Origin of the sequence: Klebsiella sp. K47 (assembly GCF_051858335.1) — a bacterium.
Taxonomy (GTDB): domain Bacteria; phylum Pseudomonadota; class Gammaproteobacteria; order Enterobacterales; family Enterobacteriaceae; genus Klebsiella; species Klebsiella pneumoniae.
Genome location: NZ_JBPYUI010000006.1, coordinates 85,714 through 100,574, shown reverse-complemented (window position 1 = coordinate 100,574; position 14,861 = coordinate 85,714). Strand labels below are relative to the sequence as shown.

At 58.9% G+C, this 14,861-nt stretch carries 15 protein-coding genes; 6 read left to right on the top strand and 9 right to left on the bottom strand.

Translation table 11 applies throughout. From position 1 onward, the window contains the following. Positions 1-408 precede the first annotated feature (408 nt). The 6 genes from RRF55_RS07655 to RRF55_RS07630 all read left to right on the top strand — a co-directional run bounded on the left by RRF55_RS07655 (position 409) and on the right by RRF55_RS07630 (position 4,955). On the top strand, positions 409-723 hold the full coding sequence (locus RRF55_RS07655; protein ID WP_002914359.1) for a BON domain-containing protein: 315 nt from the start codon (positions 409-411) through the stop codon (positions 721-723). A 125-nt stretch (positions 724-848) separates the two neighbouring features. Further along, complete coding sequence (gene yqaB / locus RRF55_RS07650; RefSeq protein WP_004174701.1) at positions 849-1,415, top strand: fructose-1-phosphate/6-phosphogluconate phosphatase; 567 nt, start codon at positions 849-851, stop codon at positions 1,413-1,415. Continuing rightward, positions 1,412-1,840: a YqaA family protein gene (locus RRF55_RS07645; protein ID WP_002914355.1), complete on the top strand. Its 429-nt coding sequence runs from the start codon at positions 1,412-1,414 to the stop codon at positions 1,838-1,840. The genes yqaB and RRF55_RS07645 overlap by 4 nt, the downstream gene beginning before the upstream one ends. Before the next feature lie 66 nt (positions 1,841-1,906). Further along, the gene (gene gshA / locus RRF55_RS07640) at positions 1,907-3,463 is read left to right on the top strand and encodes a glutamate--cysteine ligase (RefSeq protein WP_002914353.1); all 1,557 of its coding nucleotides are present in this window, start codon (positions 1,907-1,909) and stop codon (positions 3,461-3,463) included. 156 nt (positions 3,464-3,619) lie between these two features. Further along, entirely contained in the window at positions 3,620-4,135 is a 516-nt protein-coding gene (gene luxS, locus RRF55_RS07635; RefSeq protein WP_002914351.1) for an S-ribosylhomocysteine lyase, read from the top strand. 52 nt (positions 4,136-4,187) lie between these two features. After that, the gene (locus tag RRF55_RS07630; protein WP_004149452.1) at positions 4,188-4,955 is read left to right on the top strand and encodes an AraC family transcriptional regulator; all 768 of its coding nucleotides are present in this window, start codon (positions 4,188-4,190) and stop codon (positions 4,953-4,955) included. On the opposite strand, the gene leuA is transcribed toward RRF55_RS07630, so the two are convergent. The 9 genes from leuA to proV all read right to left on the bottom strand — a co-directional run bounded on the left by leuA (position 4,934) and on the right by proV (position 14,803). Next, positions 4,934-6,604, bottom strand: coding sequence for a 2-isopropylmalate synthase (gene leuA, locus RRF55_RS07625; protein ID WP_130974837.1), 1,671 nt, complete (start codon positions 6,602-6,604; stop codon positions 4,934-4,936). The two genes, RRF55_RS07630 and leuA, sit on opposite strands and share 22 nt — an antisense overlap. Positions 6,605-6,740: 136 nt before the next feature. Next, positions 6,741-8,279, bottom strand: a complete 1,539-nt coding sequence (gene emrB, locus RRF55_RS07620) for a multidrug efflux MFS transporter permease subunit EmrB (RefSeq protein WP_032415421.1) — start codon at positions 8,277-8,279, stop codon at positions 6,741-6,743. A 15-nt stretch (positions 8,280-8,294) separates the two neighbouring features. Further along, entirely contained in the window at positions 8,295-9,467 is a 1,173-nt protein-coding gene (gene emrA, locus RRF55_RS07615; RefSeq protein WP_002914339.1) for a multidrug efflux MFS transporter periplasmic adaptor subunit EmrA, read from the bottom strand. 125 nt (positions 9,468-9,592) lie between these two features. Then, positions 9,593-10,123, bottom strand: coding sequence for a transcriptional repressor MprA (gene mprA / locus RRF55_RS07610; RefSeq protein ID WP_002914337.1), 531 nt, complete (start codon positions 10,121-10,123; stop codon positions 9,593-9,595). 90 nt (positions 10,124-10,213) lie between these two features. Next, the gene (gene ygaH / locus RRF55_RS07605) at positions 10,214-10,549 is read right to left on the bottom strand and encodes an L-valine transporter subunit YgaH (protein WP_004174712.1); all 336 of its coding nucleotides are present in this window, start codon (positions 10,547-10,549) and stop codon (positions 10,214-10,216) included. Next, a complete protein-coding gene (locus RRF55_RS07600) occupies positions 10,539-11,285 on the bottom strand; it encodes an AzlC family ABC transporter permease (RefSeq protein ID WP_004180986.1) in 747 nt (248 codons plus the stop codon). The genes ygaH and RRF55_RS07600 overlap by 11 nt, the downstream gene beginning before the upstream one ends. A 178-nt stretch (positions 11,286-11,463) precedes the next feature. Further along, a complete protein-coding gene (gene proX / locus RRF55_RS07595) occupies positions 11,464-12,462 on the bottom strand; it encodes a glycine betaine/L-proline ABC transporter substrate-binding protein ProX (RefSeq protein ID WP_002914330.1) in 999 nt (332 codons plus the stop codon). A 78-nt stretch (positions 12,463-12,540) separates the two neighbouring features. After that, positions 12,541-13,608: a glycine betaine/L-proline ABC transporter permease ProW gene (gene proW, locus RRF55_RS07590; protein ID WP_064153090.1), complete on the bottom strand. Its 1,068-nt coding sequence runs from the start codon at positions 13,606-13,608 to the stop codon at positions 12,541-12,543. After that, complete coding sequence (gene proV, locus RRF55_RS07585) at positions 13,601-14,803, bottom strand: glycine betaine/L-proline ABC transporter ATP-binding protein ProV (protein ID WP_002914328.1); 1,203 nt, start codon at positions 14,801-14,803, stop codon at positions 13,601-13,603. Before proV ends, proW begins: the two co-directional genes overlap by 8 nt. Positions 14,804-14,861 lie beyond the last annotated feature (58 nt).

Sequence of the window (14,861 nt, the reverse complement as noted above, 5' to 3'; positions counted from 1 at the left end):
AGTACTCGGCTACGAACCGAGCGGTCGGAGGTTCGAATCCTCCCGGATGCACCATATTCTCCTTAGTAACAGCGACGACGTTGTTTTATGGTCTGCGAAATCATCGCCAGCACCAGGGGGATAACGTTGCGTAAGCAACGGCCCGAAGGGCGAGGCGTAGCCGAGTCATCCTCCCGGATGCACCATATTCTCCTCAGTAACAACGACGATGTTGTTGCATAGGCTGCGAAATTATCGCAGCACCCGTTCTGAATGCATAATCTTCACTCTTCTCTCACCATCCCGATTACCTCGTTTTCCATCACTGGCTTCATCCTGACTTTTTTATTGGCAAGACGCGCTTTCCACTATAATTTATCCTTGTATATCAGCGTTATCAGGCTGAGATAAATGCAAGGAGAGAAATCCATGAAATGGTTCAAAGCAATACCTGCTTTTTGCGCGACGCTGCTGGTAACGACGGCCCTCGCTGGCTGTGCGGGATCGGCTACAAAGGAGAGTACGGGCGGCTATATTGACGATACCGTGGTGACCACCAAGGTGAAAACGGCGCTCTTTAACGATAAAGACATTAAGTCCTCAGAAATTAGCGTCCAGACCTTTAAAGGCCGCGTCCAGCTGAGCGGATTTGTCTCCTCCGCGGAGAGCGCTAAACGAGCCGTAGAAGTCACACGCCGAGTGCAGGGCGTGCGAATGGTCGAGAACGATCTGCGTATTAAATAAGGCTGGTTATCCGGCCTAATGTTTGGGGGCGCCTGAGGGCGCCTTTGTCGTCTGCGCCGCTGGCCGCGACAACGGCGGGCTTTTGCGTTACAGTAATCATTCCCAAACCGGTTGGTGAGAAGACAATGTACGAAGGTTACGCAGGACTGATCTTTGATATGGATGGCACCATTCTCGATACCGAGCCGACCCATCGGCAGGCATGGAACGAGGTGTTGGGCCGCTACGGTATGCGTTTCGACGAACAGGCGATGGTCGCGCTCAATGGCTCACCAACCTGGCGAATCGCCCAGGCGATTATCGAACTCAACCAGGCCGATCTCGATCCACATCGCCTGGCGCAGGAAAAAACCCAGGCCGTCAAAGCGATGCTGCTGGACAGCGTACGCCCGTTGCCGCTGATTGAGGTGGTTAAGGCATGGCACGGCCGTCGCCCGATGTCGGTGGGAACCGGCAGCGAGAGCGCCGTCGCCGAAGCACTGCTGGCGCACCTGGGGCTGCGTCATTACTTCTCCGCGGTGGTGGCGGCCGATCATGTGGTCAACCATAAACCCGCGCCCGATACCTTCCTGCTGTGCGCCGAGCGCATGGGCGTCGCGCCGGAAAAATGCGTCGTCTTCGAAGATGCCGACTTTGGTCTGCAGGCGGCGAAGCGCGCGGGAATGGACGCAGTTGACGTGCGTTTGCTGTGAGCGACGCGCTGTCACTCACCTCGCTGTTTGCCAGTAGCTTTTTAAGCGCCACGCTGCTCCCCGGCAATTCGGAGGTTGTGCTGGTGGCTATGCTACTTGCAGGGGTCAGTCATCCGTGGTGGTTAGTATTAATAGCAACAATCGGCAATAGCCTTGGAGGGGTAACTAACGTTATTCTGGGGCGCTTGTTTCCGCTGCGCAAAACCTCGCGCTGGCAGGAGCGGGCGGCCGGCTGGCTTAAGCGCTACGGCGCGGTCACGCTCTTACTGAGCTGGGCGCCGGTTGTCGGCGATTTACTGTGTTTGCTGGCGGGATGGATGCGCATTTCCTGGGGACCGGTACTCTTTTTCTTATGCCTTGGTAAGGCGCTGCGCTATATCGCTATTGCGGCAGCGACGCTTCAGGGCATGACGTGGTGGCACTAATTGGACTGACAGTTCATCCATTACAATTATGCTTATTCAAACGATTTCGACAGGCGGGAGGTCAAATTGATCCCGGACGTATCACAGGCGCTGGCCTGGCTGGAAAAACATCCGCAGGCTCTGCAGGGTATTCAACGTGGTCTGGAGCGGGAAACGCTGCGCGTGAACGCAGACGGCACCCTTGCAACGACCGGTCACCCTCCGGCGTTAGGCTCAGCGCTAACGCATAAATGGATTACCACCGATTTTGCCGAAGCTTTACTTGAGTTCATTACGCCAGTAGATGGCGATATTGAGCATATGCTGACCTTTATGCGCGATGTCCATCGCTATACCGCGCGTCAGCTTGGCGACGAGCGGATGTGGCCGCTGAGCATGCCATGCTATATCGCCCCCGGTCAGGATATTGAGCTGGCGCAGTACGGCACCTCTAACGTGGGGCGCCTGAAAACGCTATATCGCGAGGGGCTGAAGAACCGCTATGGCGCGCTGATGCAGACTATCTCCGGCGTGCACTATAACTTCTCCCTACCGATGGCCTTCTGGCAGGCAAAATGTGGTGTGGAGGATGCCGAGAGTGGTAAAGAGGCCATTTCGGCGGGCTATTTCCGCTCAATTCGTAACTACTATCGCTTTGGCTGGGTGATCCCCTATCTGTTTGGCGCCTCGCCGGCGATTTGCTCCTCATTCCTGCAAGGCAAACCGACAACGCTGCCCTTTGAGGAAACGGGCAACGGCATGTATTACCTGCCGTATGCCACCTCGCTGCGCCTCAGCGACCTTGGTTATACCAATAAGTCGCAAAGCAATCTCGGAATTACGTTTAACGATCTGCACGAGTATGTGGCAGGATTGAAGCGGGCGATTAAAACGCCGTCGGAAGAGTACGCTAAAATCGGGCTGCAGAAAGACGGCAAGTATCTGCAGATCAACAGCAACATTCTGCAGATTGAAAATGAACTTTATGCGCCGATCCGCCCGAAACGCGTCACCCGTCGGGGCGAAACCCCGTCCGATGCGCTGTTGCGCGGTGGTATTGAGTATATCGAAGTGCGTTCGCTGGATATCAATCCGTTCTCGCCGATCGGCGTTGACGCCCAGCAGGTGCGTTTCCTCGACCTGTTTATGGTCTGGTGCGCGCTGGCCGACGCGCCGGAGATGAGCAGCGATGAGCTGCTGTGCACCCGCACCAACTGGAATCGGGTTATTCTGGAAGGGCGTAAGCCGGGCTTAACGCTGGGGATTGGCTGCGAAAGCGCGCAGTTCCCGCTGGCTCAGGTGGGCAAAGATCTGTTCCGCGATTTACGCCGCGTGGCGCAGACCCTGGACAGTATCCACGGTGGCCAGGCATATCAGCAGGTCTGCGACGAGCTGCTGGCCTGCTTTGACGATCCGGAATTAACCTTCTCAGCCCGCATTCTGCGTTCTATGATTGAAGAAGGCATTGGCGGTACCGGCCGTGCGCTTGCCGATCGTTACCGGACGCAGCTGCGCGAAGAGCCGCTGGAGATCCTGAGCGAAGACGATTTTATCGCCGAGCGCGACGCGTCGGTGGCGCGACAAAAGAAAGTGGAAGCTGAAGACAGCGAGCCGTTTGAGGCGCTGCTGGCGCGGCACGCGTAGCGCTGGAAAAGAAAAAGGCCACATCACTGTGGCCAAACTTTCATCTCTGATTCAGGGATGATGATGATAATAAATGCGCGTCTTTCATATACTGAGACTCGCGGCTGAACAAAGAGTTCATTTTATTTTAAAAAAATTCACTCCCGGAGGTGACGAATGCCGTTGTTAGATAGTTTCACAGTCGACCATACCCGAATGGAAGCCCCAGCGGTGCGTGTCGCGAAGAAAATGAACACGCCGCATGGCGATGAAATCACCGTTTTCGATCTGCGCTTCTGCGTACCGAACCAGGAAGTGATGCCGGAACGCGGTATCCACACCCTGGAGCATCTGTTCGCGGGCTTTATGCGCGATCATCTGAACGGGAATGGCGTGGAAATTATCGACATTTCGCCAATGGGCTGCCGCACCGGCTTCTATATGAGCCTGATTGGTACGCCGGACGAGCAGCGCGTCGCTGACGCCTGGAAAGCGGCGATGGCCGATGTGCTGAAGGTGAAAGATCAGAACCAGATCCCGGAGCTCAACGTCTACCAGTGCGGGACTTACACCATGCACTCGCTGGAAGAGGCCCAGGACATCGCTCGCCATATCATTGAGCGCGATGTGCGCATCAACAGCAACGACGAACTGGCGTTGCCGAAAGAAAAACTGCAGGAACTGCACATCTAGTGCTTCCGCCACGGCCCGACGCCTGTCGCCGGGCCGCTCTTCTGACGCCGCGATGACGACGACGCTTTCCTTCTCCTTTCAGCACCGCCCACTGGTGCCCTTTGCCCATGATTATGCCCACGGTGACCAGGAAGACTGGCATCAGCATGACTGCGCCCAGCTGCTGCATATACTAAGCGGCGTGGTGCGGGTCGCGACGCCGGTAGGCTACTGGGTGGTGCCGCCCGGGCGCGGCGTCTGGCTGCCGGCGGGAACGCCGCACGCGCTGCGCATGACCGGCAACGTGGCGGCGCGCACCCTGTTTATCGATCCGCTGGCGCGCGCCGATCTTCCGGCGGGCTGCCAGATCGTACAGATCACGCCGCTGCTGCGGGAACTGATCGTGTCATCCCTGGCGCTGGCGGAACGCTATGCCCCCGCCAGCCGCGACGAAAGAATTTATGAACTGATCCTCGATGAGATCCGCGGGATGGCGATCCTGCCGTTTGGCCTGCCGGAGCCGCAAAGCGAAACGCTGCGTCGGCTGTGCCAGCAGGTACGCGAGGCGCCGGGGGAGGCCTGGAGCAGCGGCCAGGCGGCGAAGGCGTGCAGCATGAGCGAGCGAACCCTAAACCGCCATTTTCAGCAGCAGACTAGCCTGACGTGGAGCGAGTGGGTGCGCCGGGCGAAGCTAATGGAAGCGCTGGTGCGCCTGGCGCAGGGCCACTCCGTGCTGCGGGTGGCGCTGGAGCTGGGCTACGGTAGCCACAGCGCCTTCAGCGCCATGTTTCGTCGGGTGATGGGCGTCGCCCCCAGCGACTATTTTCGTCCCCCGGCCTGATCGGCGGCGCTGAGCGCATTGCACAGCGCCTGCAGCGAGGCGCGCGCCACGTCATTATCGATACCCACGCCCCAGTAGCTTTCTCCTTGCGGAAAAACGCAGCGGATATAGGCCACCGACCGGCTGTCGCTGCGCGCGCCGAGCGTATGCTCATGATAGTCCTTGATCATAAACGGCTGCCGAAACAGCGCGCTGAGCCCGCTGGCTGCGGCGGAGAGCAGGCCGTTGCCCTGGCCCTGCAGGCGTCGGGTTTCGCCGTGGTGACGCAGCGTTGCCTGCAGGGAAAGCTGGCCATCCTGCTGGCTGGCGCTCTGATAATCGAGCAGCGCCGGCTGCGCCTGCAGCCCGTAGCGCGTGCGGAACAGCTGCCACAGCGCATGGTGGGTCATCTCTTTGCCGTCGCTATCGGTGGCCTGCTGAACGTGCTGGCTGAAGTCCTGCTGCAGCCCGCGGGGCAGTTTCAGACCATGATTTTGTTCGATAAGCCAGGCGCTGCCGCTCTTCCCCGACTGGCTGTTGACGCGGATCACCGCCTCATAGCTGCAGCCAATATCCTGCGGGTCAATGGGCAGGTAGGGCATCTGCCACGGATCGCCAGGCTGACGGGCATCAAACCCTTTTTTGATCGCATCCTGATGGGAGCCGGAGAAGGCGGTGTAAGCCAGACTTCCCGCCCACGGGTGGCGCGGGTGAACGGGGATCTGGTTGCAGTTTTCCACCACCTCCACCACCCGGTTCATCTGCTCGAAGCGAAGCTCAGGGTCGATGCCCTGGCTGTAGAGGTTCATCGCCAAAGTCACCAGACAGACGTTGCCGGTGCGTTCGCCGTTGCCAAACAGGCAGCCTTCTACCCGATCGGCGCCGGCCATCACCGCCAGCTCGGCGCTGGCGACGCCGGTGCCGCGATCGTTATGCGGGTGCACGCTGATGCAGACCTCGCTTCGGCGGGAGAAGTGGCGGCAAAAATACTCGATCTGATCGGCATAGACGTTGGGGGTGTTGACTTCCACCGTCGCCGGCAGATTGACGATCATCGGTCGCTCGGCGCAGGGCTGCCAGACATCCGCCACCGCTTCGCAAATCTCAAGCGCAAACTCGGGCTCGGTGAAGCAGAAGGTTTCAGGCGAATATTCATATTGCCAGCGGGTCTCCGGCTGCTGTTCGCACTGCTGACGGATAAGCCGGGTGGCGCGGGTCGCGAGGGCGATCACCTCGGCCTTGTCCATGCCGAAAACCAGCTCGCGGAACAGCGGCGCGGTGGCATTGTAGAGGTGGACGGTAGCCCGGCGGGCGCCGCGCAGCGCCTCAAAGGTGCGCAGGATCAGCGGGTCTCGCGCCTGGGTCAGCGCCTGGATGGTGACATCCTCCGGGATGCGCTGTTCGTCAATCAGCTGGCGGACAAAGTTGAAATCGGTTTGTGAGGCGGAAGGGAAGGCGACTTCAATCTCTTTAAAGCCGCACTCCAGCAGCAGATCCCAGAACTGCAGTTTGCGGGCGCTGTCCATGGGCTCCGCCAGCGCCTGGTTGCCGTCGCGCAGGTCAGTCGACAGCCAGCGCGGGGCGTGACTGATTTGCCGGTCTGGCCAGCGGCGGTCAGGCAGGGCGATCGGCGGATAGGGACGGTACTTTTCAGCAGGATGGCTCAGCATAGTGTTCTCCTTAATGGTCAGCCTTTATCCTGCCCGAGCGCAGGGTGACGGGCTTTCGCAAACGAGACAGAAACTAGAGAGAACTGGACAACCTGACGCCGTAAAAAAGGGACCCGGAGGTCCCTTTATGTGAGGCTTAGTGCGCGCCGCCGCCGCCTCCGCCGGCGCTGAACGGTGGTCTGGCGAACCACACCAGCCCCAACAGCAGGATGAAAATAGCCGCAGAAATCCAGAAGATTTCGTTGGCGGAGATAATCAGCCCCTGGTTGGTTATCTGCTGCGCTATCCAGCCGGACGCCTGCTGCTGCGTCATTCCCATGCCCTGCAGCTGATCGTATATCTGCTGCGCGTTGGGGTTAAAGGGGGTCACCGATTCGGTGAGCTGCGCATGATGCAGCGCCTCGCGGTTGGTCCACAGGGTGGTGGTGATCGAGGTCCCGATGGAGCCGGCAAGGGTACGGGTGAAGTTCGACAGGCTCGACGCCGCCGCCAGCCGCTCCGGCGGCAGGCCGGAGAGGGTGATGGTGGTCAACGGCATGAAGAAGCAGGCCACCGCGAAGCCCTGGATAAACTGTGGCCACGCCGAGGCGCCAAAGTCCATCCCCGGTTCGAAGGTCCAGGCGCGCCAGTAGAAGCAGACCGCGTACATAATAAAGCTGAAGGTGACCAGCCGCCGCATGTCGAGCTTATGCGCGAAGCGGCCGATAATCGGCGACAGAATGACCGGGATCACCCCCACCGGCGCCGACGCCAGGCCGGCCCAGGTCGCGGTGTAGCCGTAGACCTCCTGCAACAGCTGCGGCAGCAGTACGATGGCGCCGAAGTAGAGCATATAGGCCAGACTGATACAGAGGCAGCCGATGGTGAAGTTGCGCGACTTAAATAGCGACAGATCGACAATCGGGTTATCGTCGGTTAGCTCCCAGACGATCAGGAAGCTTATCGCCACCACCGCCACGATGGTCAGAATGATAATCTCATTGGAGGAGAACCAGTCCAGCTCTTTACCCCGGTCCAGCATCACCTGCAGGCTACCGATACCGATGATCAGCAGCGCCAGACCGACGCCGTCGATCCGCCGCTGTTCGGTTTTGGTTTCCCGGTTGCGCAGGGTCTGCAGGGTCATCAGCACCACCGCCACGCCAATGGGCACGTTGATAAAGAAGATCCAGCCCCAGTGATAGTTATCGCTGATATAGCCGCCGAGGATCGGACCGCAGATGGGCGCGACAATCACCGTCATTGACCACAGCGCCAGAGCGATAGAGCGCTTCGCCGGGGGATAGTTGCTGAGCAGCAGACTTTGCGACAGCGGGATCAGCGGTCCGGCGACGACCCCCTGAATGACGCGGAAGAAAATCAGCATCGTCAGGCTGTTGGAGACGCCGCAGGCCCAGGAGGCAATGGCGAAGGCGGTGGTTGACCACAGGAACAGCTTCACCTCGCCGACGCGCTTGGCCAGCCAGCCGGTGATCGGGATGGAGATGGCGTTAGCGACCCCGAACGAGGTGATGACCCAGGTCCCCTGGCTCAGCGACGAGCCAAGGTTGCCGGCAATGGTCGGGATCGCCACGTTGGCGATAGTGGAATCCAGCACCTGCATGAACGTCGCGAGCGACAGCGCAATGGTCATAATGACCAGCTGCGCGCCTTCCAGCGGTTTTTGCTGTTGCATTACACTCACCCCGAATTATCCGGCGTTGGCCTGAATGATCTCGTCTATCAGCTTATTAACCGGATCGAGAGCGATTTCACGGGCATTGCTCTCGTAAACCGGGGAGCTCCGCACCTGGCTGGCCAGCATTTCACCATCGCGATCGGTGGTGTTGACTTCCACCAGCGTCGAGAGGCCGATGCGCAGCGGGTGTTCCGCTAGTTGTTTTTCATCCAGCTCGATACGAACCGGCAGACGCTGTACTACTTTGATCCAGTTGCCGGTAGCATTCTGCGCCGGCAGCAGAGAGAAGGCGCTGCCGGTGCCCATATCCAGACCGACCACTTTACCGGTGTATTTCACGTCATCGCCATAGATATCGCTGATCACGGTGGCCGGCTGGCCGATACGCATATGCGCCAGCTGAGTCTCTTTAAAGTTAGCATCGATCCACAGGTTGGTCGCCGGGACCACCGCCATCAGCGGCGTGGTGGTGCCGATCTGCGCGCCAGGCTGTACCGAGCGACGGGAAACGTAGCCGCTAATCGGGCTGACGATCTGCGTACGCTGCAGGGCCAGCCAGGCGTTACGCACTTCAGTGGCCGCCTGGAGCACCGCCGGCTGCTGTTCCAGCCTGGTGCCCAGCACGATCGCCTGGTTGGCGTTGTACTGCTGGATTGCCACGTCGAGTTCGGCCTGTGCGCTGGCGACGGTATCGCGGGCGTGCTGCAGCTCTTCGCGGCCAATGAGGTTCGCGGCGCCCAGCGGGATGCGGCGGTTCAGGTCAGCCTGCGCCTGGGCGAGGGCGGTTTTTTTGACGTCGATATTTGCCTGCAGCTGCTTGCTGTTGATCATCTGCTGGCGGGTCTGACGGACGCTGGCGGCCAGTTGGGTCTTAGCCTTTTCAAACGCCTGTTGGGCATCGGTCCGATCGAGCGTGACCAGCGGATCGCCTTTCTGCACGTAGTCCGTGTTGTCAGCCCAGACTTTGGTCACGCTGCCCGCGACCTGAGCCATAATTTGTACCTGATTTCCTGCCACGTAGGCATCGTCGGTCTCTTCGTAGTGACGCAGTACCAGAAACCAGTAAATCCCATATGCCACGGCAATAATAATGAAGAGCAATGTCAGCAACAGAAGGGCGCCTTTACGCTTTCCTTTTTTGCTGCCTGGTTGCTGCGGGGTTTGGCTCTCCGCATTTGCACTCATGTTATTCTCCACGATCTTATTATTTCACATCGGCTGAGCCGACCTGTTTATCAGAAAGGCCAGCAGAGATCTGCTGGCCTGGCTGTTTTCCTTGCAACGTAAAAATGGGCTGAGCGACGCCGCCCTTAGCGTAGAGAGTCCGCTAGCACGCCTTCTTCTTCCATCTGATCAAGGCGGCTCAGGAGTTTACGGGTGATGTGTTCGAGCTGATCTTTTTCGCTGGTGCTAAGTGAAGACCACAGCTGATGCAGGCAGTTATGCTGCGGCGGCAGGACTTCACGCAAAAACTGATGGCCCTTTTCGGTCAGTTGCAGATGCAAACAGCGACGATCGTTATCGCTCTCGCGGCGCTCAATCCAGCCGCGTTTTTCCAGTTCATCAGCGATACGGGTGGCGTTGGTACGTGACGAGCCCAGCGCACAGCTCAGCTCGGACGGCTGGATGCTGTGGTTTTCCTGTGACTCCAGCGTAATCAGCGCCATAAATAATGTCTCGTTAATTCCCTGCGCTTTGAGCATTTTATTGCGATTTTCCAGCAGCTTACCTTGCATATGCATGCAAAGACGAGTTAACAGGATCTCCTGAAACGGGAAATCTTCATGGCGGCTGGCGCGGAACTTGAGCATTTGCTCAATGGGAGTAAACGAACTATCCATTTGGGTATGACCTCATTAATTACAGCCGATATAATAACTATTGTGACAAATAAATCAAATGAATTATTGACCAAAATTGATACGTAAAGCTTAGAGCCCGTTGGTGATTTTCCATGCCAGACCATAGGCAAACGCCGACAGCAGGGTCGGGACAATGATGCTGCGGGTTTTCCAAAAGGCGGCCCCCAGCACCAGGAAGCCGGTCAGCGTCGGCGCCAGGCGATGGGCATCGGCGAGGATCTCCGGCACGCTGGAGACCACCAGCAGCGCGCAAATCGAGGCGATGCCAATGGTATCCAGCAGCACGCTGACCGGGCCGCGGCGGGCAGGACGGGCGTGGCCGGCGCGCAAACGCAGAGGAAGATAGCGAAAGAGATAGTTGACGCCGCCGACTATCACCCCGAGCAGAAGGACTTCACTGTTCATCCGGCATCCCCTTGAGCATGGCCTGAAGCAGCGCCGTCAGACACCCGCAGACAATTCCGGCGAGGATCGCCGCCGGAATGGAAAATAACAGAATGCCGCCCAGCGCGCCCGCCAGCGCCGCCGTGACGCAGAGTGACTGCTGACGCTGGAAAGAGGCCAGCAGGAAGCTCATAAACAGCGCCGGCAGCATAAAGCCGAGGGCGGCTTCCACCGCCGGATAATCCACCAGCAGGCCGTTGCCGGACCAGGCGCCGGCCAGCGTGCCGCACACCCACGATGCCCACGAGGTAAAAGCGAGACCGAGCATCCAGTTTTCGCTCCAGCGGCGGTTATCGCGAACCAGCCTGGCGGTAGCGGCGGCGAAAACCTCATCGGTCAGGCCGAAGGCCCAGAGGGCGGTTTTCTTTTTATCCAGCGCTGAGCGAATGCGGCTGCGCAATGAGGGGCCATACAGCACGTGGCGGACATCCATCGCCATCACCGTCAGGGCGGCGACCCACAGCGAACTGCCGGCGGCCAACATGGCGGTGATCACAAACTGGCTGGCGCCGGCGTAAATAATGCAGGAGAAGAACAGGCTTTCCAGCGGGGTGAAGCCCAGCCGGGTGGCATTGAGTCCGAAGGCGAATGCCACCGGAAGGTAGCTGATGACGATGGGGAGACTGTCTTTGATGCCTTCGCCGACGGTGGCGACGCGTTCAGGTAAGGCACAGGTTAAGGGCGCGGGGTTTTCCATATGAATAACTTATCGCTGGATCCATGTGAAGATGGCAATTTGACCGATGTCTCCACCTTAACAGAGCGCGATGCGCCTTAACACTATGGAAATTCCTGGAATCGCGTTTCTATGACCTGGCCACGAGAAAGGGGGCAAGGGGGCCGGATAAGGCGCTGGGCCTTATCCGTGAGCGGGTTTACTGCTGCGCGGCGAGGGCGGTTTTCACCCAGCTGTCGAACAGCGGCTGGTGGGCTTTGATCCAGCCATCAACGTGGCCGTTAATGTCGGCTTCGGAAGCATGGCCTTCGTGCATCATCGCATTCTCGGCGTTGATGTCGGCGATCGGCAGCTTCATGACGCTAAACAGAGTGGCGGCGGCCGGATTTTTCTCCGCCCAGGCTTTGTTGGCGACGATGTGCATGGTGTTCACCGGGAAGCCATAGTTGGCGCCGTTGGCCAGTTTGGTGTCGATGTTTTTCTGTTCGCCCGGCAGGGAGGAGAACGGCACCTGCAGCCAGACGACGTCCTTGCCAGGCTTCAGCACGTCGCTAACCCAGTACGGCGTCCAGGTGTAGTAGAGCACCGGTTTACCCTCTTTATACCGGGCAATGGTGTCGGCCATCATCGCCGCGTAGTTGCCCTGGTTATGGGTGACGGTTTTGCTCAGGCCATAGGCGTCAATCTGATGGTTAATCACTGCTTCGCAGCCCCATCCTGGGGTACAGCCGGTGAGATCCGCTTTACCGTCATTGTTGGTATCAAACAGTTTGGCGATCTGCGGATCTTTGAGCTGATCGATGGAGGTGATGTGGTACTGCTCAGCGGTTTTTTTGTCGATCAAATAGCCCTGGGCGGCGCCTGAGACGTACACTCCTTTGCGATAGAATTTGTTATCACCGCCCGCCGCGGCGTACATGTCATCGTGCAGCGGTTGCCAGTTGGTGGCGATAAAGGTGGTATCTCCGGCGGCAATCGACGTATAGGCAACGTTATAGTCCACTTCGCTGGGTTTCTCGACGGTGTAGCCCAGCTTCTCCAGCGCGCGACTGACCAGCAGGGTCTGGAAGCTCTCTTCGGAGATAGTGCTCTGAGCGGGCTTCACCGTAATCCCTTTACCCGGCAGGTCGGCGGCGAAGGCGCTGGTGGCGAGCAGGGTGGCAAAGGCGGCGGTGGCCAACATCGTACTATGTCGCATGGTGGTTCCTCTTATTGTTTAACGGGAAGGGCCGCTCCCGGGCATCGGCTGGTGCCGGGGAGCGGCGCTGTTATCGACTTATCGACAGAAAGGGCGAGTGATAAGCCCCAGCGGGCCGGTGGTGTACCAGCGGCGGTTGCCGCGACTGCGGGCGTCGCGACCGACGGCCTGGGTGAGGCGGTCAAGAATAATCGCCAGGATCACGATCCCCACCCCGCCGACGGTCGCCAGGCCCATATCCAGGCGGCCGATACCGCGCAGCACCATCTGGCCGAGGCCGCCGACGGCGATCATCGAGGCGATCACTACCATCGACAGGGCCAGCATCAGGGTCTGGTTAACCCCGGCCATAATGGTGGGCATGGCCAGCGGCAGCTGCACCTTAAACAGCAGCTGGCGCGGGCTGGCGCCAAATGAGCGCGACGCTTCGATCAGATCCGCAGGCACCTGGTTTATCCCGAGGATGGTCAGACGGACGATCGGCGGCAGGGCGAAGATAATCGTCACCACCACGCCGGGCACGTTGCCGATGCCGAACAGCATTACGATCGGCACCAGGTAGACGAAGGCCGGCGTGGTCTGCATGGCATCCAGCAGTGGGCGGATAATTTTCGCCGCCCGCGGACTGCGCGCCAGCCAGATCCCCAGCGGCAGGCCGATGATCATGCAGAACAGCAGGGCGGTGAGGACCAGCGCCAGGGTGACCATCGCCTGCGACCACGCGCCGATGGCGCCGATGGCAATCAGCGATACCAGGGTGGCGACCCCCATGCCGAGGCTGGAGATCTGCCAGGCGATCAGCGCGAAGACGATAATCGCCACTGGCGCCGGCATTCCCAACAGCAGCTGCTGAAAGGCGCTGAGAATGTAGTCGATCGGCACGCGGATCCCCTGGAACAGCGGGCGGAAGTGCAGCACGATCCAGTCGATGGCGTGGGTCACCCAACTGTCGAGCGGGATCAGGGTCTTATGGAACGGATCCATGATATTGAACTGTTCCGGCTGCGGCGCCGGGGCGCTGTGCAGCCAGTCGGCGCCGCCGCCATTGGTCGGCGCGGCAGTAGAAGCGCCACCCCAGGCGTCTGCAGCCTGGGCGGCGTTGTCGGTTGCCGGGGCGCTGTCCCACGGATTGGTTTGATCAGCCATGATTCACCCCCTCGCGATCTAAAGCCTGGAGCAACATTCGTTTGGAAATGATGCCAATATATTGTTGTTCTTCATCCACCACCGGGACGGCGCACGGGGCGTGGCCGACGTGGGAGAGCAGATCGCTGAGCGGCGTTTGCGCCTCCACCGCCAGCGGGGCGTCAATCAGCGCCGCCTCGATCCCCTGGCCGGCGCTGAGCGCGGTTTTCAAAGAATCGATCGACACAATCCCGACAAAGCGATTACCACGCTCGATGACATAGCCATATTCCCGGTCTTCATCCTGTAATAATTTCAGCGCTGAGCGGGGGCCAAAACCTGGCGTTTTACGAATCAGGCCGACCGGACTACGACGGGCAATATCTTTGGCGCTGAATACCTGGCTAATATCGACGCCGCGGAAGAAGGTGCGGACATAATCATTGGCCGGATTATTCAATATTTCATCCGGAGTACCGACCTGGACCACTTCGCCATTTTGCATAATGGCGATACGATCGCCAATTCGCATGGCTTCATCAAGGTCATGGGAAATAAAGACAATGGTACGCTGATGCTTAGCCTGTAATTTGATCAGCTCATCCTGCATTTCGGTGCGAATGAGCGGATCGAGCGCGGAGAAGGCTTCATCCATTAACAGAATATCGGGATTAATCGCCAGGGCGCGGGCTAAACCGACGCGCTGACGCATCCCGCCAGAGAGTTCATCCGGCCAGGCGTGGGCATAATTCTCCAGCCCCACCTGCCGCAGCGCTTCCCGCGCTTTTTGCTCTCGCTCAGCGGCCGGGACGCCGGCAAGCGCCATGCCAAACGCCGTGTTGTCGAGCACGCTCATGTGCGGCATCAGCGCAAAGGACTGAAAAACCATCGCAATTTTTTTACGACGCACCTCGCGCAGCTCGGCGTCCGACATTTTCGCGATATCGACCCCGTCAATCAGCACCTGGCCGCGGGTGGGTTCAATCAGGCGATTGAGAAGGCGAACCATGGTGGATTTCCCCGAACCGGAGAGCCCCATGATGACGAATATCTCGCCTTCTTCAATGGCCAGACTGGCGTCTTTGACGCCAAGCGACAGCCCCGTTTTTTCCAGTATTTGCGCTTTGTTGAGTCCTTTCTCAATATATTTGAAAGCACGGTGAGGGTGCTCGCCAAATATCTTATAAAGATTTTTAATTTCTAATTTAATTGCCATGCAATAGAGAAGTTCCTGTTATTTGTTTATTGCGATACGGTACCCAATGGTGATTATG

Coding starts and splice junctions, on each gene's coding strand:
- RRF55_RS07655 (WP_002914359.1), top strand. CDS start 409: ATGAAATGGTTCAAAGCAATACCTGCTTTTTGCGCGACGCTGCTGGTA.
- yqaB (WP_004174701.1), top strand. CDS start 849: ATGTACGAAGGTTACGCAGGACTGATCTTTGATATGGATGGCACCATT.
- luxS (WP_002914351.1), top strand. CDS start 3,620: ATGCCGTTGTTAGATAGTTTCACAGTCGACCATACCCGAATGGAAGCC.
- RRF55_RS07630 (WP_004149452.1), top strand. CDS start 4,188: ATGACGACGACGCTTTCCTTCTCCTTTCAGCACCGCCCACTGGTGCCC.
- leuA (WP_130974837.1), bottom strand. CDS start 6,604: ATGCTGAGCCATCCTGCTGAAAAGTACCGTCCCTATCCGCCGATCGCC.
- emrB (WP_032415421.1), bottom strand. CDS start 8,279: ATGCAACAGCAAAAACCGCTGGAAGGCGCGCAGCTGGTCATTATGACC.
- emrA (WP_002914339.1), bottom strand. CDS start 9,467: ATGAGTGCAAATGCGGAGAGCCAAACCCCGCAGCAACCAGGCAGCAAA.
- mprA (WP_002914337.1), bottom strand. CDS start 10,123: ATGGATAGTTCGTTTACTCCCATTGAGCAAATGCTCAAGTTCCGCGCC.
- ygaH (WP_004174712.1), bottom strand. CDS start 10,549: ATGAACAGTGAAGTCCTTCTGCTCGGGGTGATAGTCGGCGGCGTCAAC.
- RRF55_RS07600 (WP_004180986.1), bottom strand. CDS start 11,285: ATGGAAAACCCCGCGCCCTTAACCTGTGCCTTACCTGAACGCGTCGCC.
- proX (WP_002914330.1), bottom strand. CDS start 12,462: ATGCGACATAGTACGATGTTGGCCACCGCCGCCTTTGCCACCCTGCTC.
- proW (WP_064153090.1), bottom strand. CDS start 13,608: ATGGCTGATCAAACCAATCCGTGGGACAGCGCCCCGGCAACCGACAAC.
- proV (WP_002914328.1), bottom strand. CDS start 14,803: ATGGCAATTAAATTAGAAATTAAAAATCTTTATAAGATATTTGGCGAG.